The organism is Bordetella sp. H567 (assembly GCF_001704295.1).
Lineage (GTDB): Bacteria > Pseudomonadota > Gammaproteobacteria > Burkholderiales > Burkholderiaceae_B > Bordetella_C.
The window spans coordinates 2,093,495-2,111,537 of the sequence record NZ_CP012334.1 but is presented as its reverse complement, the minus strand read 5'-3'; the positions used below and the strand labels follow the sequence as shown (position 1 = coordinate 2,111,537).

The following is an 18,043-nucleotide window of genomic DNA, read 5'->3' as shown; positions in this document are numbered from 1 at the left end:
CATGCATGCGCTTCCCGCCTACGCCGAACTGGGTTGCATGACCAACTTCACCTTCCTGCGCGGTGCATCGCACGCGGAAGAAATGGTCAGCCGCGCCGCCGAACTGGGCTATGCCGCCCTGGCCATCACCGACGAATGCTCGGTGGCGGGGGTGGTGCGCGCGCATACCGAAGCCAAGGCGCACAAGCTGCCCTTGATCATCGGCAGCTATTTCGAACTGGCCGAACAGCCTGAACCGATAAGGCTGATCCTGCTGGCGCAAACACGCGAGGGCTACGGCAATCTGTGCGAACTGATTACGCTGGCGCGCACCGGCTCGGCAAAAAAAGGTTCCTACACCCTATCCGCATCCCAACTGGAACAGCCGCCGGCGAATTACGCGCATCTGGCCGGCCTGCCGGAATGCCTGGCCATTCTGGCGCCCGCGCATGGCATCGCCGCCGATCGGCTGGCGGCCCAGGCACGCTGGCTGGCGCGGGTGTTTCCCGGTCGCGCATGGATAGGCCTGGCGCTCAGGCATCAATCCCGCGACGACCTGCATCGCGGCATCGTGGAAGACATCGCACAGGCCTGCGCATTGCCGATCGCCGCGCTGGGCCTGGCCGAAATGCATGTGCGCTCGCGCAAGCCCCTGCACGACACGCTGACGGCCATCCGCCTGGGCAAGCCGGTCAGCGAATGCGGCTATGCGCTGGCCGCCAACGCCGAACGCCATCTGCGCTCGCGCCTGCAGCTGGCACAGCTCTATTCCGCCGATGCGCTGCGCCAGACGCTGGAAATCGCGCGCCGCTGCACCTTCAACCTGGACGAACTGCGCTACGAATATCCTGACGAAATCGTGCCGCCCGGCGCCACGCCGGCCTCATACCTGCGCGCCGAAACCTATGCGGGCGCACGCCGCCGCTTCGGCGCACACACGCCGGACCTTGTCGTCGAACAGATCGAAAAAGAATTGGCGCTGATCCAGGACCTGCACTACGAAGCCTATTTCCTGACGGTCTACGACATCGTCAAGTTCGCGCGTTCCAAAGACATCCTGTGCCAGGGACGGGGCTCGGCCGCCAACTCCGCGGTGTGCTACTGCCTGGGCATCACGGAAGTCGATCCCGCGCGCGGCAACTCGCTGTTCGAACGCTTCATCAGCAAGGAGCGCAACGAGCCACCCGATATCGACGTCGACTTCGAGCACCAGCGGCGCGAGGAAGTCATCCAGTACATCTACGAAAAATACGGCCGCGCGCGCGCCGCGCTGACGGCCGTGGTGATCACCTACCGGCCACGCAGCGTGCTGCGAGACACCGGCAAGGCATTGGGCGTGGATCCGGCCATCGTGGATGCGGTCGCCAAGGCGCATCAATGGTGGGACGACCGCGAAGGCTTGCTGCGCGGTTTCCAGGGCTGCGGACTGGATCCGGAATCCGTCGTGGCCAGGCAGTGGGCGGCGCTGGCCACGCTGTTGATGGGCTTTCCCCGGCATTTGTCCCAGCATCCGGGGGGGTTTGTCATGTCGCGCGGGAAATTGTCGCGGCTGGTGCCTATCGAGAACGCCGCGATGGAAGGCCGCAGCGTGGTGCAGTGGGACAAGGACGATCTGGACGCAATGCGCCTGCTCAAGGTGGACGTGCTGGCCCTGGGCATGCTGTCGGTGATCCGCCGCGCGCTGGACCTGGTGTCGCTGCGGCGCGGCCAGCCCTTCGCCATGCAGGATATTCCGCAGAAGGACGAGCCCACCTACGACATGATTTGCGAGGCCGACACGATAGGGGTGTTCCAGATCGAATCGCGCGCCCAGATGACCATGCTGCCGCGCCTGCGGCCGCGCGAGTTCTACGATCTGGTGGTGGAGGTGGCCATCGTGCGGCCGGGTCCCATCCAGGGCGGCATGGTGCATCCCTACCTGCGGCGGCGCCAGAAACTGGAGCCTGTCACCTATCCCAGCGATAAGGTGCGCACGGTGCTGGAACGCACCCTGGGCGTGCCTATTTTCCAGGAGCAGGTCATGCAGATCGCCATGGTGGCGGCCGGTTTCACGGGCGGGGAAGCCGATGAACTGCGCCGCTCGATGGCGGCCTGGCGGCGCAAGGGCGGCGTGGACAAATTCCACGCCAAGCTGGTCGGCGGCATGCTGGCGCATGGCTATACGAAGGAATTCGCCGAAGCCATCTTCCGGCAGGTCGAGGGCTTCGGCGAATACGGTTTTCCGGAAAGCCATGCCGCCAGCTTCGCCCTGCTGGCCTATGCCAGCTCGTGGATCAAACGCCACGAACCGGAAGCCTTCCTGGCGGCGCTGCTGAATTCGCAACCCATGGGGTTTTACGCGCCGGCGCAGTTGATCCAGGACGCGCGCCGCCACGGCGTGCGGGTGCTGCCGGTGGATGTCCGTGCCAGCGATTGGGACAGCCAACTGGACTTCGGCCACGCCGCCGGCGCCGCGCATGACGATCGGCCCGCGGTACGCCTGGGCCTGAGCCTGGTCAAGGGCATGTCCGAAGCGGCCGGCCGACGCATCGCCGCCGCGCGGGCGCAGCGGCCTTTTGCGGATACCGGGGACCTGGCGCGGCGCGCCGACCTTGGCCGCCACGACCTGGATGCACTGGCGGCCGGCGACGCCCTGCTCAACCTGGCCGGCCATCGTCGCCAGGCCCGTTGGGAAGCGGCGGCGGGACCGCCGGCCAAAGGGCTGCTGCGCGATGCCGCCATCCTGGAAACCCAGGCGCCCGAACTGCCCGCGCCCACCGAAGGGCAGACCATCGCCGACGATTACCGCTCGCTGCGCTTCACGCTGCATCGCCATCCGCTGGCCCTGCTGCGTGACAAGCTGCGGGCGCGTCGCTTCGAAACCGCCGAGACCCTGAACGGCTATCCCGACAAGCGCCTGGCGCGCGCCTGCGGCCTGGTGACGGTGCGGCAGCGGCCCGGCACCGCCAACGGCACGATCTTCGTTTCCATCGAGGATGAAACCGGCGCGGTCAACGTGGTGGTGCGGCCCGAGTTGATCGAACGCCAGCGCCAGGCGCTGTTGGCCTCCACGCTGCTGGGGGTGTACGGCGTCTGGCAGAACGTGAACAAGGTGCGCCATCTGATCGCGCACCGCCTGGTCGACCTGACCCCGCTATTGGGCGATTTATCGGTCAGCAGCCGGAATTTTCATTAAAAGCCCGACCATGCCCGCGGTGCCGGGATGCGCGCACACCCGCCCGCTGCCCTCCACCGGCCGGACTAAGGCATGGAGGCACAGCATTTGCTGCCCTCTCGGTGCGGATCCGTTCCGCATTTTCCCGCTATCCACGTCCGGCGGGAGCCATCATGCAAAGGAGCCAGCAATGAAGCAGCAATCGAACCAGCAGAACCAGCAAAACCAACAGGGCCAGCGCCAGCAGTCGCAGCAAGGCCAGCAGGGCCAACAACAGAACCAGAACCCACAACGCTCGCAGCAGCAACAGCAACAGAACCGCTCCGGCCAGCAGCAGGGGCAGCAGCACCCTAGCCACGGGTCGGGGTCCGACCAGAAGCGCTAATCCGTCCGCATAGCGGAAGGGCCCCTTTGCGGCGCACCTTCCCGCCTCTCTGATACGTTCGCGAACGGGGTCCGGCCGGGCATGCTAGCTCGGTCGGACTCATCTCCTTTCGCTCTACCCATCCCCTGGCTGCGGGCTTGGCCGTGCAATCCCGTCGCGGCGGCGGCCGCCTGCGGACCGAACCGTAACGGCCCGTGGCGCCGCGCCTCAGCCCGGCAGGAATGGGCGCGGTTCGATGGGCGCCTGGATGCCGGCCATCTGGGCGGTCAGCAGCGCCGCGCTGCCGCAAGCCAGCGTGAAGCCGAGTGCGCCGTGTCCCACGTTCATCCACAGATTGCACGCCGCGCGGCTGGGGCCGATCCACGGCTTGCCGGAGGGCGTCGCGGGGCGCAGGCCCGCCCACGGCTGCGCGGCCTCGAGGGGCAGGGCCGGGAAGGTGTCGCCAACCTGGCGCTTGAGCAGCGCGATGCGGGCCTCGTCGATGCCAGGACCGCCGCCGATATCCACCATGGCGGCCATGCGCAGCACCTGGCCTATGGGCGCGTAGACGATGCGCCGCTCGTAGTCGGTCACGCTGATCGCCGGGCCGGCCGCCTCGTCGTTGTTCACCGGCACGCTCAGGCTGTATCCCTTCAGTCCATAGATGGGCAGGTCCTGCCCCAGGGGACGCAACAAGCCCCGGCTGCCCATGCCGGCCGCCACCACGTAGGCGTCGGCCTCGATGTCGCCCGCCGGCGTGCGCGCGGCCACGATGCGGGCGCCGCTGCGGCGCAGGCCGGATACCGGCGTGCCCATCAAGGTGCGGACGTTGTGCTGGCGCGACAGGCGTTCGAACAGCCCCTCCGTGAAGCGCAGGCAATCGCCGACCTCTTCCCCGGGGGTGTACACGGCACCGGCCAGATGCGCGCGCATGCCGGCCAACGCGGGCTCCATATCCAGGGTTTGCGCGGCGTTCAGCACCTGCTGCTCGGCGCCGTGGCTGGCCTGGTATTCCACGAGGGCCCGCGCTTTTTCGAGCAGCGCGTGGCTGCGATACACGATCAGCTTGCCGTTGCGCAGGTGGCTGAAGGACAAAGGCTCCTGTTCGAGCAGCGCATGCAGGACATCACGGCTGAGGTAGGACAAGGTCAGCATCTCGGCCGTGACGCGGCGCGACACCGAGGCACGGCACGCCAACGCGAATTGCAGGCACCATTTCCACTGATGCGGGTCCAGCCGCGGCCGGAAGCGCAGCGGGGAATCGTCGCGCAGCAACCACGCGGGTACGCTGGACAGCACCCCCGGCCCCGCCAGCGGCGCGACATAGCTGTAGCTGAGCTGGCCGCCATTGGCGTAGCTGGTCTCCTCGCCGGGACCGCGCTGCCCGTCCACCAGCGTTACCTCATAGCCCTGTCGAGCCAGGAAATAGGCGGAGGTCACGCCCACCACGCCCGCACCGATCACGCATACGCGCATGGCACTGCCTTGAAGTCGTTCATAGGGCGAATTCTGGGCACCCGCCCGACCGGGGGCAAATGCCAAAGCCACCACAATGCATAACCTTCGGCTATGGCTGAGGGACCGGCCGGCTTACTTCGGTAACACAAGAAGGCCAGGGGTCTTGGATGACCCCTGTACCGAACGAGGACAAATGGGTTACATCGTGCGCCGGGGGCCGATTCGATATAACCTTTTGCTATTCGATCTTACTGTTCCCGCCGAGCCGCCATGCGTCTGCGCCATATCGAACTCTTCGAAGCCATCCGGGCCACCGGCTCTCTGAGTCGCGCGGCCCAGGCGTTGCATATTTCGCAGCCCGCCGCCAGCAAAATGCTGGCGCACGCCGAGGCCCAGGTGGGCTTCCGGCTGTTCGAGCGGGTCAAGGGCAGGCTGCGCGCCACGCGCGAGGCCGACATCCTGGCCCCGGACATCGCGCGCCTGTCGCGCGACCTCGAAAGCGTGCGCAAGCTGGCCGCCAATCTGCGCCACCATCCTCGCGGGCACCTGCGCATCGGCTGCGCGCCCAGCCTGGGACTGGGCGTGGTGCCCCGCGCGGCCGGCATCAGCCGCAGCCGACAGCCGGACATCACCTTCAGCCTGCAAACCCACCATACCGGCGAGCTGATTGCCGGGCTGCTGGCACGGGAAATCGACATGGCGGTGACCTACGAGCCGCCTGCCCATCCGGGCATCGCGCGGATCGATCTGGACCGCTCGGAAATGGTCTATGTCAGCCGGGAACCCGGCGGCCAGGCGGTGCCGCTGGCCAGCGTACGGCCCGACAAGCTGATCGCCATGGATCCGCGCGACCCCCTCGGCAGCCTGCTGCAGGCGGCGCTGGCGGAACACGGCGTCAGCATGAGCACGGCCTTGCAAGTGCAGACGCACTACATGGCCTGCGCCATGGTGGAAGCAGGCTGCGGCGACGCCATCGTCGATGCCTACAGCGCGCACGGGATCTCGCGCCCCGGCCTGTCCATCCGCCGGCTGGACCCGCCGGTGCATTTCCAGATCGGCGCCCTGGTGCACGCGGACGATCCCATGTCGGCGCTGCATCATGGCTTCGTGAATTGCCTGCGGCTGGCATGCGCGGAAGTCGCGCAGGCGCTGTCGCCCTGATCAGCGCCACCGCCCCGCCGGCAGGATGCGCGGCGCGATGACGCCCTCTGCCGTGCGCCAGGCCGGCGCGAGGCAATGGGGGGCGCGGGCGTCATCGGTGGCGCCCGCGACATTGGCACCATGGACGCCATCGGGACCGCACGGACCATCGGCGGCGGCGTTATCCGGCGCGCGGCTGTCCGCGATGTCCGGTTGGCACCAGACAATCGACGCCGCCCATGCCTGGTCCAGCACCGCCGACCAGGCATGCCAGCCAGACCCCGGCGCGCGCAGCCGCCAGCCCCGCCATGGCGCGCCTTCCGACCCTGGCCCCGGCCCCGACGGCGCCCGTGGGCCGGGCGCCAGGCCCACGGACCGCATGTCCGCCGGAAAATCCAGGCCGGCCGCCTTGATGAAGGACTCCTTCAGGGTCCACAGCTGGTAGAACGCCCGGCGGCGCGCTTCGCCGTCGCAAGCGGCCAAGGCGGCCCGTTCGTCGCCGGTGCAGCACCACTGCGCCAGCGCGGCCGTGTCGCGGGCGCGCAAGGCTTCCAGGTCCACGCCGACGCGCCAGCCGGCCGGTGCCGCGGCGACCAGCGCGTGGCCGCGGGCATGGCTGAGCGACAGCGCGGGCGACGCGCCGGCCGGCCAGGCCGCGCGCACCTGCTGCAACAATGCCCGGCTGACGCGCCAGTCCAGCTCGGCCCGCGGCGCGCGCGCATGGCCGGCACGCTGCCTGTCGGCAGCCTGCAACAGATCGGCGCGATACTGCCCCGCCAGGCCGGGATCTCCCCACCACAGCGTCAAGGTGGCCGTCATTGGGAAATCCCAGCGGGTGAGCTGACAATTCGCTGAAAAAACGTTGGAATTGCGCGAATAAGCGGCATGAACATGGTTTGAACAATAACAACAAAGCCCCTATCGATTCCGGTGGACCGGTACACTTTCGCGCATGTTCGACTTTGCAATATCCGCATGGCACGCCTGGGCGCCGGGCATGGAGGATCTTCCCGCCTGGGAAACATGGGCACGCACGCCGTACTGCCCTACCGTCGCCGCCACTCCCCCTACCCTGGGATTCCTGCCTCCGCTGCAGCGCCGCCGGCTCAGCCCGCTGGCGCGGATGGCGGTCGCCTGCGCCTGGCCGCTGGCGGACGGGCGCCCGGCGATGCCGCTGGTCTATGCCTCGCACCACGGCGAAACCACGCGCAGCTTCGACCTGCTGCAATGCCTGGCGCGCGACGAAGCGCTATCGCCGACGTCCTTCAGCCTGTCCGTACACAACGCCACTGCTGGGCTGTGGTCCATCCTGCGCAAGGAAACCGTCGAATCGGTTGCGCTGTCCGCGGCCGGCGATGGACTGGAAAGCGCCATTGCCGAAGCCTGCCTGTTGCTGGATGCCGGCCACGAAGAGGTGCTGGTGATCCTGGCGGAAGAAACGCCGCCGGCCGGCTACCGGCCCTGGATCGACGATGTGCCTTTCTCCTATGCGCTGGCCCTGCGGATCGGCAAGGGCGATGCTTTCCAGCTGCGGCTGAGCACGCAGGCGCAAGCCGGCAGCGATGCCGGCCTTTGCGCGCAGGCCCATGTCGACAAGGGTACCGATCGCGACGACGGCAGCCGCGCGGCTGGCGGCCCCGGCGACGCCCATACGTCGCCCTGCTGGCCGCATCCGCTCAACCTGCTGCGCCACCTGATCCTGGGCACGCCGCAATGGCGGCATCCCGGGCGCGCGGCGTACTGGCAATGGCGGCGCGCATCATGAGCGCCTTGCCCGCCAGCACGGCGCGCCAGGACGCCTGGCTGCTGCGCCTGATCGCCACGGCGGTGGCGTTCGCCCTGTTCGGCCTGGGCGGCCTGTTCCTGCGCCTGGTGATCTTCCCGGCGCAGCGGCTGCTGATCATGCAGCCGGCACGGCGCCATCGGCGATCGCGCGCCGTCATCACCTTGACCTTCCACCGCTTCGTGCGGCTGTTGGTGCGCATGGGCGTCCTGACCTACGAATTCCGCGGCATCGAGCGCCTGGGCCGGCCGCACCAGATGATCGTGGCCAACCACCCTTCGCTGCTGGACGTCGTTTTCCTGATCGCGCACGTGCCCCACGCGAATTGCGTGGTCAAGCACAGCCTGGTGAAGAACCCGTTCACCGCGGGGCCGATACGCAACGCCGGCTACATCAGCAATGACGAGAGCCTGGACATGCTGGAACGCGCCGCGCAGGTATTGCGCGACGGCGAAACGCTGATCGTCTTTCCGGAAGGCACGCGCACGCCGGTGGATGCGCCACCGCGATTCCACCGGGGCGCCTGCGCCATCGCCATCCGCGGCGCGCGGGTCGTCACGCCGGTGGTCATCACCATGAACACGCGCAGCCTGACCAAGGGCGAACCCTGGTACCGCATCCCCCACCGCCGCATGCATTACGTCTTCGAGGTCGGGGCGGACATCGATCCCCGCCTATGGACCGAACAGCATCCCGCCCCCATCGCGGGCCGGCGCATGAACGATCATCTACATCACTATTTCAAAACGGAGCTAGGCCTGGATGGAACAGCTGGAAAGTGAAATCAAGCAACTCATCATCGATGCGTTGGGCCTGGAAGACATCGCGCCCGCGGACATCGACAGCGATGCGGACCTGTTCGGCGACGGCCTGGGCCTGGATTCGGTCGATGCGCTGGAATTGGGGCTTGCCTTGCAGAAGCGCTACGGCATCGCCATCGATCCGGAAACGCGTAATATGCGCGACCACTTCGCCACGGTGGCCAACCTGAGCAAATTCGTGTCCGCCCAGCGGGGCGCCTGAGCAACTGGAGCTAGTGTTATGCAAACCCGGGAAGACATCTTCAGCGTCCTGCGCGAAGCCCTGGTGGAATTGTTCGAAATCCCGGCCGATCGCGTCGTGCCATCGGCGCATCTGTACACCGACCTGGAAATCGACAGCATCGACGCCATCGACCTGCTTGATCACATCAAGCGTGAAACCGGCTACAAACTCGCGGCCGAGAACTTCCGTACCGTGCGCACGGTGCAGGACGTGGTCGACGCCGTGTGGGAACAACAGAAACAGCTGCAGCAGCGGGAACCGGCCGCATGACGCGGGCCGTCCTGGCGATCGCCCTGGCCCTGGCCGGCGTGGCCTACCCCTTCGTCGCGCATGCCAGCCTGGAAAACGGCACGGCGCGATGGATCCTGCTGCCGCTGGCGGCATTGTGGCTGGCGCGCGCGCTGGTGGACAGGCAGCGGGCCGCGGGCGGCTGGCTGCTCCCGGCGATCGTGGTGGCGTTCTGCGCGCTGATCGCGTGGTCCGATGACGGGCGCTGGCTGCGCGGCTATCCGGTCCTGGTCAACGTCGCCATGCTGGCCGTTTTCGCGTCCAGCCTGTGGCGCGGCATGCCTGTGGTGGAACGCTTCGCGCGCCTGCGCCATCCGGACCTGCCGCCGCATGCCGTCGCGTATACCCGCCGCGTCACGCAGGTGTGGGCCGGCTTTTTCGCGTTCAACGGGCTGGTGTCCGCGACGCTGTCGCTGTGGGCGCCCTGGCATTGGTGGACGCTGTACAACGGCGTGATCAGCTACGTCCTGATCGGCCTGCTGATGGCGGGTGAATGGCTGGTACGCCCGGCGCCGGGAAAAACGCCCGCGGCCCTGCGACCCGCGATGGGCACGGCCGCCGGGCATATGCCGCGCCCCGCATCCGGCATCGGCGAACGCGCGACTGCGCGGGACGGCGGTTGAAAGGGCGCACCATGGCCTGGATGGACCTTGCTGGATTGCTGGCGGCCGAACGTCCGGATGTGCGCTACGCGCACGAACCCACGCTTTCCCATGATGAATTCGTGCGTGGCGCCCTGTGCGCGGCCGGGGCCTTGAACGCTCGCGGCGCCAGCCATGCCGGCCTGTGGTTCGAGGACGCCGCGCTGCTGGCGATAGCGCTGTTCGCATGCTGGCGCGCCGGGGTCGTGGCCGTGCTGGCCGCGGATGCGCGGCCGGCGTCATGCGCTGAAGTGGACGGCCAGGTGGACCTATGGCTGACGGACCAGCCCGCGCTGCCCGTGCCGGCCGGCCGCCGCCATACGCTGGCCGGCCTGGAGGGCAGCGCGCCGCCGCTCACGCCCTGCGTGCTGGACCCGCGCCAGGGGGGCGTGGTGCTGTGCACCTCCGGCTCCAGCGGGCGTCCCAAGCAGATACGCAAGCAATGGGCGCAACTCATCGCCGAGATCACCGCCCTCGAACGAGTATGGTCGTGGTCGGCCACGCCGGCCTGCGTGCTGGGCAGCGTCAGCGCCCAGCATATGTACGGGCTGCCTTTCCGCGTGCTGTGGCCGCTGGCCTCGGGCCGTCTTATCGGCCGGGCGCAGCTTGTCTTTCCGGAAGCCTTGCAGCAGGCCAGCCTGGCGCACGCGGCCCGCTTCGCCGCCGGGCCGCCTCAAGGCGACGCGGCCACCACCGGGGCGGGCGAACCGCCCCACGGGCGCGGCGCGGGCGCCTCCTTCGTGTGGATCGCCAGCCCCGCGCTGCTCAAGCGCCTGGGCACGCAACTGGAATGGCCGGACCTGGCCGCGGGAATGACGCAGATATTTTCCGCCGGCGGCCCACTGCCGGACACGGTCTCCGATATGCTGGACCAGCGGCTGGGCTGCCGCCCCACGGAAATCTATGGCAGCTCGGAAACCGGCGCCGTCGCGTGGCGCCGCGGTGGCGATGCGTGGCAACCGCTGCCCGGCGTGAACACCGGTATCGAGGACGGCGCGCTATGGGTGAGATCCGCGTGGCTGGACAGCGGCGAGCGCTTCCTGACGATGGACGCCGCCACGCTGGATGGCGCGGGCTTCCGCCTGCAAGGCCGGCTGGACCGCATCGTCAAGCTGGAGGAAAAGCGCATCGCGCTGCCGGCGCTGGAAGCCTGCCTGACGCAACACCCCCATGTCCGTGAAGCGCGCCTGGGCGTCGCCGGCTCGCCCAGGCTGACGGCCCTGGTTGCGCTGACGCCAGCCGGGATACATGCGCTGCGCAACCAGGGCCGCAAGGCCGTGGTCGACGGCCTGCGCGCGCATATGGCGGGCGCGGTCGAGCCGCTGGGCGTGCCGCGCCATTGGCGCCTGATGCGCGATCTGCCCTGGAACGCGCAAGGCAAGCTGACGCAGGACAGCTTCGCCGCGGCCGCGGTGCGTCCACGCGCCCCCGCCGCGCAACTGCGGTCCACCAGCGTATCCGCGGACGGCATCCACGAAATCCAGCTGCGCATGGAAGTCCCGCTGGACCTGGTGCATTTCAACGGCCACTTCGCCGACATGCCGGTCGTGCCGGGCGTCGCGCAAATCGAATGGGCCATGGACCTGGCGCGCCGCCATCTGGGCGCGGACCTGGGCTTCCAGGGCATGGAAGCCCTCAAGTTCCAGCGCCTGGCCCGGCCGGGCGATCCGCTGGACCTGACGCTGACCTGGCATCCCGCGCGCGCGAAACTGTATTTCGCGTACCGGTCCTCTGATGAGCCCTGTTCCTCCGGCCGCATCCTCACCGCTGTGGGCACGGCGGCGATGCCATCATGACCGCGCACCGGCTGTGCGCCGTCATCCCGGTCTACAACCACGGCGATACGGTCGGCGGCGTGGTCGACCGCGTGCGGGCGCACGGCATCCCCTGCATCCTGGTCGATGACGGATCGGCGCCCGCCTGCGCCGCCCGGCTGGACGCGCTGGCGGCCGCCGGCAAGGCGACGCTGGTACGCCGCGCGCACAACGGCGGCAAGGGCCGCGCCGTGCAGGACGGCCTGCGCCACGCCGCCAGCCAGGGCTATACGCATGCCTTGCAGATCGATGCCGACGGCCAGCACGCGCTGGACGATATTCCCGAGATGGCGCGGGCATCCCGCGCCCATCCCGCCGCGCTGGTGGGCGGCGCGCCGGCCTACGGCGACGACGCGCCGCGCAGCCGGCTGTACGGGCGCTGGCTGACGCGCCTGTGGGTATGGATCAACACGCTGTCCACGGACATACCGGACGCGATGTGCGGTTTTCGCGTGTACCCGCTCGCGCCGACGATCGCGCTGCTGAAACGCCGCGACCCGGGACACCGCATGGACTTCGATATCGCCGTGCTGGTGCTGCTGTATTGGCGCGGCGTGCCGATGGTGTGGCGCCCCACGCGGGTCGTCTATCCGGCCGGCGGCGTGTCGCACTTCCAGGGCCTGCGCGACAATGCACGTATCAGCGCCATGCACGCGCGCCTGTTTTTTGGCATGCTGCCACGTGCGCCGGGCTTGATCGCCCGCAAGTTCAAAAATCAAAAATTTCAGGCATGACGAGTCCTCCGCCCGCCCGCCACTGGGCCGCCGAACGCGAACGCGGCGCGCCCTTCCTGATGCGCCTGACGGCATGGGCGGCGCGCGCCTTCGGCCGGCGCGCCATGCGTCCGCTGGTGGCGACGATCGTCCTTTATTTCTACTGCTTCAGCCCGTCCGCGCGCCGCAGCGTCGCCGAATACCAGCAGCGCCTGCGCCAGTCTGGCGCGGCGCAGGCGCTGCCCGCGCGCCGGCCGGTGTACGGCCAGTTCCAGGCCTTCGCCGACGCCATCCTGGACAAGCTGGACGTGTGGCAGGGCCGCCTGACGGCCGCCGACGTCGTCGTTCTGGATCCTCACGACCTGCATGCGCAGATGCGCGCGGGGCGCGGACAGATCCTTGTCGGCTCGCACCTGGGCAACCTGGAAGTGTGCCGCGCGCTGGTGGAGCGCGGCGGCCAATTGACGCTGAACGTGCTGGTGCATACCCGCCACGCCGAGGCCTTCAACCGCATCCTGGCGCAGGCCGGCGCCAGCCGCCTGCGCCTGATCCAGGTGAGCGAACTGGATGCCGCGATCATGCTGCAACTGAACGAACGCATCGAGCGCGGCGAGTGGCTGGCCATTGCGGGCGACCGCGTGCCGGTACGGGGCAGCCGCGTCGTCCACGCCGATTTCCTCGGCGCGCCCGCGGCCTTTCCGCAAGGCCCCTGGCTGCTGGCGGCGCTGCTCAAATGTCCGGCGAACCTGCTGTTCTGCACCAAGATCGACGGCCGCTACCGCATCACGATGGAGCGCCTGGCCGATCGCGTCGAGCTGCCGCGTGGCCGGCGCGAACAAGGCGTGCGCCAATGGGCGCAGCGATACGCCGATCGCCTCGCGCGCGAATGCCGCGACGCGCCGCAGCAGTGGTTCAATTTCTATTCCTTCTGGAGCCGTCATGCGTAAGCGCGGTGTATTCGCCGTGGAAACGGCCGTGACGGTACCCTTTTTCGATGTGGACTCGATGAACGTGGTGTGGCATGGCCACTACGTCAAATACCTGGAACTGGCGCGCTGCGAACTGCTGAACGCCCTCGGCTACGGGTATGCGGCCATGTTTGCCTCGGGCTATGCCTGGCCCGTCATCGACCTGCAATTGCGCTATATGAACCCCGCCATATTCGGCCAGCGCGTGATCGTGCGCGCCGAACTGGTGGAGTGGGAGAATCGCTTGAAAATCCATTACCTCATTACCGACGCCGACAGCGGCACGCGCCTGACGCGGGCCAGTTCCGTGCAAGTCGCCGTGCGCATGGACAATCGTGAAATGCAGCTGGTGTCGCCGGCCGTTCTGCTGGACGCCGTGCGCAAGGTGCTCGAATGATGGCGCGCGGCAAAACCTGGACCGGGCGCATCGCCGCCGCCCTGCTGCTGGGCGCCTGCGCCGCGCCGGCATGGGCGTTCGACTTGAACGACCTGCAGGCGCAGTTGCGCGAAGCGCCCGTGGTGCGCGGGCAGTTCGTGCAGCAGAAGTACCTGCGCTCGCTGCCGCAGCCGCTCACCAGCACCGGCCTGTTCACGCTGTCGTCCGAAAACGGCCTGCTGTGGGAACTGCGCGCGCCGCTGCACCAGGATCTGCTGCTGACGCCCAGCGCCATCTTCCGCCGCGACGACGGCGGCAAGTGGCAGGCGCTGCCGCAGGCCGTGGGCGCCGGCCGCGAAACCCGCATGTTCCTGACCGTGCTCAGCGGCGATACGAAGTCGCTGCAGGACAACTTCGACACTGCGCTGAGCGGCTCCGCCGGCGACTGGCAATTGGTCATGAGGCCCAAGTCCGCCCTACTCAAACAGATCTTCACCGACATCCGCATTTCCGGCGGCAAGCTGGTCCAGCGCATCGAACTGCGCGAAACCCAGGGCGACAAGACCGTCATGGAAATGAAGAGCACGCGTGCCGACACCAAGCTGAGCGATGATGAGCGCCGCGATTTCAACACCTGACCGCCGCGTGGCGCGCGAACGGCGCCTGACCGTCCTGTTCCGCATCGTGCTGGCGCTGGTCGTCTGCGTGGGGCTTTGGGAGTGCCGCCACGGCTGGCCGGTATCGTCCAGCATCCTGGATTTGGTGCCGGCCGTGCAGGGCGACGCCCTGCGCCAGCGCGCGGACGACCGCATACAGGAACCGCTGCAGCGCCAGCTCATCGCGCTGGTCAGCGCGGGAGACCGCGAGCGCGCGGTCGAACTGGCGCGCGGCATGGGCCATGCATGGCGCCACAGCGGGCTGTTCGCCGACGTGCAGGTCGATGTCGACGTCGATGTCGACACCGTGCGCAAACAGCTGCTCTCGCAGCCGCTGGCGCTGCTGCCGCCGCGCGCCCGCGACACGCTGATCCACGATCCGGCCGCCTACGCCGCGCGGCGGGTGCGCGAACTGGCCGATCCGTTTTCCTCCACCGGGCTGGTGCCCGCCAACGACGACCTGCTCGGCCTGTCGCACGCCGCCGAACGCGCGCTGCGCACGCCGGGCGCCGTGCAGCTGGACATGGTCAGCGGCACGTTGATCGCCCACGACGGCGGCAAGGACTGGGTACTGGTGCGCGCCCAGACCAGCGGCGATGCCTTCGACGGCGCATCGCCGGCGCAGGTCGCCCGCCTGGTCGATGAAACGCGCGCTTCCGTCATCAAGGATGGCGGCCAGATGCTGGTGGCGGGCGGGCCGCTGTACGCGGCGCAAGGCCGCGCCCGCGCCGTCGGCGAAAGCGGCTGGATCAGCGCCATGGCCGTACTGGGCATCATCGCCGTCCTGCTGCTGACCCTGCGGGGCTGGCGATCCCTGCTGGCCTTCGTGCCGGTGGCGGTGGGCCTGCTGTGCGGCGCCGTCGCCTGCGTCGCGGTGTTCGGCACCATCCATGTACTGACGCTGGTGGTCGGCGCCAGCCTGATCGGCATCGCCATCGATTTCCCCATGCACCTGCTGGCCAAGCGCTACGGCATGCCGGATTGGCAGGCCTGGCCGGCCCTGCACCGGGTGCTTCCGGGCTTGACCATCAGCCTGGCGGTCACGCTGGTCGGCTATCTGGCGCTGGTGTTCACGCCCTTTCCGGCCTTGACGCAAACAGCCGTCTTTTCCGCCGCCGGCCTGCTCGGCGCCTACGCCTGCACGGTGTGCGAACTGCCGAACTGGCTGCGCGGCTGGCAGCCGCGGCCGCTGCCGCCGCTACAGGCCCTGGCCCAGGGCCTGCTACACCGGCTGGGGCGGTGGACCGCCCGGCGCGCCACGCTGCCCTGGCTGGGCGCGGGCGTGGTACTCGTTTGCATCGGCGGCATCTCGCACCTGCGCGTCCAGGATGATCTGCGCCAATGGCTGTCGCTGCCGGCGCCGCTGCTGGCGCAGGCGCAGCAGATCGGCCGCATCACGGGCATCCAGCCCACCAGCCAGTACTACCTGGTACGCGCCGCGGACGCCAACGCGCTATGGGAACGCCAGAATGCGCTGGACAGCCGGCTGGACGGCCTGGTCAAGGCCAAGGCGCTGGACAGCTATCTTTCCCTGAACCAGCTGGTCGCGCCCGAAGGCGCGCAGCAGGCCATGCTCGATGCGCTGCGCGATCCGAATTGGCGCGCGCGCCTGACACCTTCCTTCGAGGCCATCGGCATCCCGGGCCAGGCCGTCCTGCAGCAGGTCGAAGCCCTGGCCGCCCAGGAACCCGTCCCGATGGAGAAGGTACTGCAGGGCCCGTTGGGCCAGACCCGCCGCATGCTGTGGCTGGGGCAGGATCACGGGCAGGTGGCGGCGATGGTGGCGCTGCAAGGGCTGCACGATACGGCGGCGGCCGCGGCCGCCGCGCAAGGCCTGGACGGCGTGTCCTACGTTGACCGCAGCGGGCAGTTGAATGAAACCTTCACCCAGACGCGTGTGCGCGCGGCGGAACTGAAGCTCCTGTCCTATGTTGTGGCCGGCGCGCTGCTCTGGCTGACGCTGGGACGGTCGGCGACGTGGCGCCTGCTGGCCGTGCCCCTGGCCGCCACCGCCTGCACCCTGGCGGCCCTGGGCCTGCTGGGGCAGCCGCTGACGCTGTTCAGCCTGTTCGGCCTGTTGCTCGTGTCGGCCATCGGACTGGACTACGCCATCGTGATGTACGAACGCGTGGCCGGCGCGACGGCCAGCTTCGTCGGCATCGTACTGGCCGCGGCCACGACCGTCCTGTCCTTCGGGCTGCTGGCCTTCAGCAGCACGCCGGCCATTTCCAACTTCGGCCTGTCCGTCGGCATCGGCGTGGCGTTCTGCGTGCTCTGGGCGCCCTGGGTGCACCCCGCCGGCGACGCCATGCCGCCGCTTTCCCCCAACAACACCTGGAAGCCATAACAACGTGGAAAAGCACGAAGTCGTCATCATCGGAGCGGGGCCCGCCGGCGCGGTCGCCGCCGGGCTGCTGCGCCGCCGCGGACATGAAGTCATGGTGCTGGAACGCCAGCGCTTTCCGCGCTTTTCCATCGGTGAAAGCCTGCTGGCCCATTGCATCGAATTCATCGAGGAAGCAGGCATGCTGCCCGCGGTGCAAGCGGCGGGCTTCCAGGAAAAGAACGGCGCGGCCTTCGCCTGGGGCGACCGCTACACGGCCTTCGATTTCCGCGACAAGTTTTCTCCCGGTCCTGGGACGACCTTCCAGGTACTGCGCTCGCGCTTCGACCAGATCCTGGCCGACGAAGCGGCGCGCCAGGGGGCGGACGTGCGCTATGAACAGGAAGTGGTGGCGGCGGATTTCTCCGGCGACCACCCGCTGCTGTCGGTGCGCCCCGCCGGCGTGCCCGATGCGCCGGTGCGGCAAATCGCCGCGCGCTTCGTCCTCGACGCGAGCGGCTACGGCCGGGTCCTGGCGCGCCTGCTCGATCTGGAACGGCCCAGCGGCCTGCCGCCGCGCAGGGCGTTGTTCACGCATATCGAGGACCGCATCCAGGACCCGTCGTTCGACCGCCAGAAAATCCTGATCAGCGTGCATCCCGAGCATCCCAGCGTGTGGTTCTGGACCATACCCTTTTCCGGGGGACGCTGCTCGCTGGGCGTCGTGGGCGGCGCCGACTTGATCGGCGAGGCGCCTGACCTCATGGCGCGCCTGCGCGAGCTGGTCGACGGCACGCCGAACCTGAAGCGCCTGCTGGCGCATGCCGTCTGGGATACGCCCGCCAATGCGATAGGCGGTTATTCGGCCAGCGTCACCTCCCTGCACGGCCCCGGCTATGCACTGCTCGGAAACGCCGCCGAATTCCTGGATCCGGTGTTCTCGTCCGGCGTGACCATCGCCCTGCACTCGTCCAAGCTGGCCGCCGACGCGCTGCACCGGCAGCTGGGCGGCCAGGCCGTGGACTGGCAGCGCGAGTTCGCCGACCCGTTGATGGTGGGCGTGGAAACGTTCCGCACCTATGTCGAAGGCTGGTACACCGGCGCCTTCCGCGACGTCGTATTCTACGAACGCGCCCAGCCGGAAATCCGCCGCATGATCTCTTCCATCCTGGCCGGCTATGCCTGGGACAGGAACAATCCCTTCGTCGCCGAACACGCGCGGCGCCTGCGCACGCTGGCGGAAATCTGCGCCATTTCGGGCGGGTCCGCCGGCGTCCCCGCGCCGGTATCGGGCCGCCTGGAACCCGCGGCCTGAGGCTCGCACCGCCGACCGCTGCCTTTG

17 protein-coding genes are annotated in these 18,043 nt (G+C 68.7%); 15 read left to right on the top strand and 2 right to left on the bottom strand.

Translation table 11 applies throughout. The features are described 5' to 3' along the window. The first annotated feature begins 1 nt into the window (after position 1). Together AKI39_RS09570 and AKI39_RS09565 are read left to right on the top strand one after the other, a co-directional pair. The gene (locus AKI39_RS09570; RefSeq protein ID WP_066634882.1) at positions 2 to 3,154 is read left to right on the top strand and encodes an error-prone DNA polymerase; all 3,153 of its coding nucleotides are present in this window, start codon (positions 2 to 4) and stop codon (positions 3,152 to 3,154) included. 169 nt (positions 3,155 to 3,323) lie between these two features. Further along, positions 3,324 to 3,518: a hypothetical protein gene (locus AKI39_RS09565; RefSeq protein ID WP_066634878.1), complete on the top strand. Its 195-nt coding sequence runs from the start codon at positions 3,324 to 3,326 to the stop codon at positions 3,516 to 3,518. 207 nt (positions 3,519 to 3,725) lie between these two features. On the opposite strand, the gene AKI39_RS09560 is transcribed toward AKI39_RS09565, so the two are convergent. After that, positions 3,726 to 4,973, bottom strand: a complete 1,248-nt coding sequence (locus tag AKI39_RS09560) for a D-amino acid dehydrogenase (RefSeq protein ID WP_066634875.1) — start codon at positions 4,971 to 4,973, stop codon at positions 3,726 to 3,728. A 252-nt stretch (positions 4,974 to 5,225) separates the two neighbouring features. Between AKI39_RS09560 and AKI39_RS09555 the strand changes: the two genes are divergently transcribed. Then, positions 5,226 to 6,116, top strand: coding sequence for a LysR family transcriptional regulator (locus AKI39_RS09555; protein ID WP_066634873.1), 891 nt, complete (start codon positions 5,226 to 5,228; stop codon positions 6,114 to 6,116). On the opposite strand, the gene AKI39_RS09550 is transcribed toward AKI39_RS09555, so the two are convergent. Beyond that, entirely contained in the window at positions 6,117 to 6,914 is a 798-nt protein-coding gene (locus tag AKI39_RS09550) for a 4'-phosphopantetheinyl transferase family protein (RefSeq protein ID WP_066634871.1), read from the bottom strand. Positions 6,915 to 7,092: 178 nt separating this feature from the next. On the opposite strand from AKI39_RS09550, the gene AKI39_RS09545 reads away from it, so the two are divergent. The 12 genes from AKI39_RS09545 to AKI39_RS09490 are packed head-to-tail and all read left to right on the top strand — an operon-like array spanning position 7,093 to position 18,016. Further along, complete coding sequence (locus AKI39_RS09545; protein ID WP_235610781.1) at positions 7,093 to 7,860, top strand: beta-ketoacyl synthase chain length factor; 768 nt, start codon at positions 7,093 to 7,095, stop codon at positions 7,858 to 7,860. Beyond that, a complete protein-coding gene (locus AKI39_RS09540; RefSeq protein WP_066642587.1) occupies positions 7,857 to 8,660 on the top strand; it encodes a lysophospholipid acyltransferase family protein in 804 nt (267 codons plus the stop codon). Before AKI39_RS09545 ends, AKI39_RS09540 begins: the two co-directional genes overlap by 4 nt. After that, on the top strand, positions 8,641 to 8,901 hold the full coding sequence (locus AKI39_RS09535) for a phosphopantetheine-binding protein (RefSeq protein WP_066634863.1): 261 nt from the start codon (positions 8,641 to 8,643) through the stop codon (positions 8,899 to 8,901). Before AKI39_RS09540 ends, AKI39_RS09535 begins: the two co-directional genes overlap by 20 nt. Positions 8,902 to 8,919: 18 nt before the next feature. Next, the gene (locus tag AKI39_RS09530) at positions 8,920 to 9,192 is read left to right on the top strand and encodes an acyl carrier protein (protein ID WP_066634857.1); all 273 of its coding nucleotides are present in this window, start codon (positions 8,920 to 8,922) and stop codon (positions 9,190 to 9,192) included. Further along, positions 9,189 to 9,833 (top strand): hypothetical protein, encoded by a 645-nt coding sequence (locus AKI39_RS09525; protein ID WP_066634852.1) that lies wholly within the window; start codon positions 9,189 to 9,191, stop codon positions 9,831 to 9,833. Before AKI39_RS09530 ends, AKI39_RS09525 begins: the two co-directional genes overlap by 4 nt. Positions 9,834 to 9,844: 11 nt before the next feature. After that, the gene (locus AKI39_RS09520) at positions 9,845 to 11,647 is read left to right on the top strand and encodes an AMP-binding protein (protein WP_066634850.1); all 1,803 of its coding nucleotides are present in this window, start codon (positions 9,845 to 9,847) and stop codon (positions 11,645 to 11,647) included. After that, positions 11,644 to 12,399 (top strand): glycosyltransferase family 2 protein, encoded by a 756-nt coding sequence (locus AKI39_RS09515; protein WP_066634847.1) that lies wholly within the window; start codon positions 11,644 to 11,646, stop codon positions 12,397 to 12,399. The genes AKI39_RS09520 and AKI39_RS09515 overlap by 4 nt, the downstream gene beginning before the upstream one ends. After that, the gene (locus AKI39_RS09510) at positions 12,396 to 13,325 is read left to right on the top strand and encodes an LpxL/LpxP family acyltransferase (protein WP_066634843.1); all 930 of its coding nucleotides are present in this window, start codon (positions 12,396 to 12,398) and stop codon (positions 13,323 to 13,325) included. Before AKI39_RS09515 ends, AKI39_RS09510 begins: the two co-directional genes overlap by 4 nt. Then, positions 13,318 to 13,743, top strand: a complete 426-nt coding sequence (locus tag AKI39_RS09505; RefSeq protein ID WP_066634839.1) for an acyl-CoA thioesterase — start codon at positions 13,318 to 13,320, stop codon at positions 13,741 to 13,743. Before AKI39_RS09510 ends, AKI39_RS09505 begins: the two co-directional genes overlap by 8 nt. Continuing rightward, on the top strand, positions 13,740 to 14,360 hold the full coding sequence (locus AKI39_RS09500) for an outer membrane lipoprotein carrier protein LolA (protein WP_235610780.1): 621 nt from the start codon (positions 13,740 to 13,742) through the stop codon (positions 14,358 to 14,360). Before AKI39_RS09505 ends, AKI39_RS09500 begins: the two co-directional genes overlap by 4 nt. Further along, entirely contained in the window at positions 14,335 to 16,725 is a 2,391-nt protein-coding gene (locus AKI39_RS09495; protein ID WP_066642584.1) for an MMPL family transporter, read from the top strand. The genes AKI39_RS09500 and AKI39_RS09495 overlap by 26 nt, the downstream gene beginning before the upstream one ends. A gap of 4 nt (positions 16,726 to 16,729) precedes the next feature. Beyond that, the gene (locus AKI39_RS09490) at positions 16,730 to 18,016 is read left to right on the top strand and encodes an NAD(P)/FAD-dependent oxidoreductase (RefSeq protein ID WP_066634833.1); all 1,287 of its coding nucleotides are present in this window, start codon (positions 16,730 to 16,732) and stop codon (positions 18,014 to 18,016) included. The last annotated feature ends 27 nt before the right edge of the window (positions 18,017 to 18,043 follow it).

Bases quoted from the DNA above. Each gene is read 5' to 3' on its own strand.
- AKI39_RS09570 (WP_066634882.1), top strand. From the start codon at position 2: ATGCATGCGCTTCCCGCCTACGCCGAACTGGGTTGCATGACCAACTTC.
- AKI39_RS09565 (WP_066634878.1), top strand. From the start codon at position 3,324: ATGAAGCAGCAATCGAACCAGCAGAACCAGCAAAACCAACAGGGCCAG.
- AKI39_RS09560 (WP_066634875.1), bottom strand. From the start codon at position 4,973: ATGCGCGTATGCGTGATCGGTGCGGGCGTGGTGGGCGTGACCTCCGCC.
- AKI39_RS09555 (WP_066634873.1), top strand. From the start codon at position 5,226: ATGCGTCTGCGCCATATCGAACTCTTCGAAGCCATCCGGGCCACCGGC.
- AKI39_RS09550 (WP_066634871.1), bottom strand. From the start codon at position 6,914: ATGACGGCCACCTTGACGCTGTGGTGGGGAGATCCCGGCCTGGCGGGG.
- AKI39_RS09545 (WP_235610781.1), top strand. From the start codon at position 7,093: ATGGAGGATCTTCCCGCCTGGGAAACATGGGCACGCACGCCGTACTGC.
- AKI39_RS09540 (WP_066642587.1), top strand. From the start codon at position 7,857: ATGAGCGCCTTGCCCGCCAGCACGGCGCGCCAGGACGCCTGGCTGCTG.
- AKI39_RS09535 (WP_066634863.1), top strand. From the start codon at position 8,641: ATGGAACAGCTGGAAAGTGAAATCAAGCAACTCATCATCGATGCGTTG.
- AKI39_RS09530 (WP_066634857.1), top strand. From the start codon at position 8,920: ATGCAAACCCGGGAAGACATCTTCAGCGTCCTGCGCGAAGCCCTGGTG.
- AKI39_RS09525 (WP_066634852.1), top strand. From the start codon at position 9,189: ATGACGCGGGCCGTCCTGGCGATCGCCCTGGCCCTGGCCGGCGTGGCC.
- AKI39_RS09520 (WP_066634850.1), top strand. From the start codon at position 9,845: ATGGCCTGGATGGACCTTGCTGGATTGCTGGCGGCCGAACGTCCGGAT.
- AKI39_RS09515 (WP_066634847.1), top strand. From the start codon at position 11,644: ATGACCGCGCACCGGCTGTGCGCCGTCATCCCGGTCTACAACCACGGC.
- AKI39_RS09510 (WP_066634843.1), top strand. From the start codon at position 12,396: ATGACGAGTCCTCCGCCCGCCCGCCACTGGGCCGCCGAACGCGAACGC.
- AKI39_RS09505 (WP_066634839.1), top strand. From the start codon at position 13,318: ATGCGTAAGCGCGGTGTATTCGCCGTGGAAACGGCCGTGACGGTACCC.
- AKI39_RS09500 (WP_235610780.1), top strand. From the start codon at position 13,740: ATGATGGCGCGCGGCAAAACCTGGACCGGGCGCATCGCCGCCGCCCTG.
- AKI39_RS09495 (WP_066642584.1), top strand. From the start codon at position 14,335: ATGAGCGCCGCGATTTCAACACCTGACCGCCGCGTGGCGCGCGAACGG.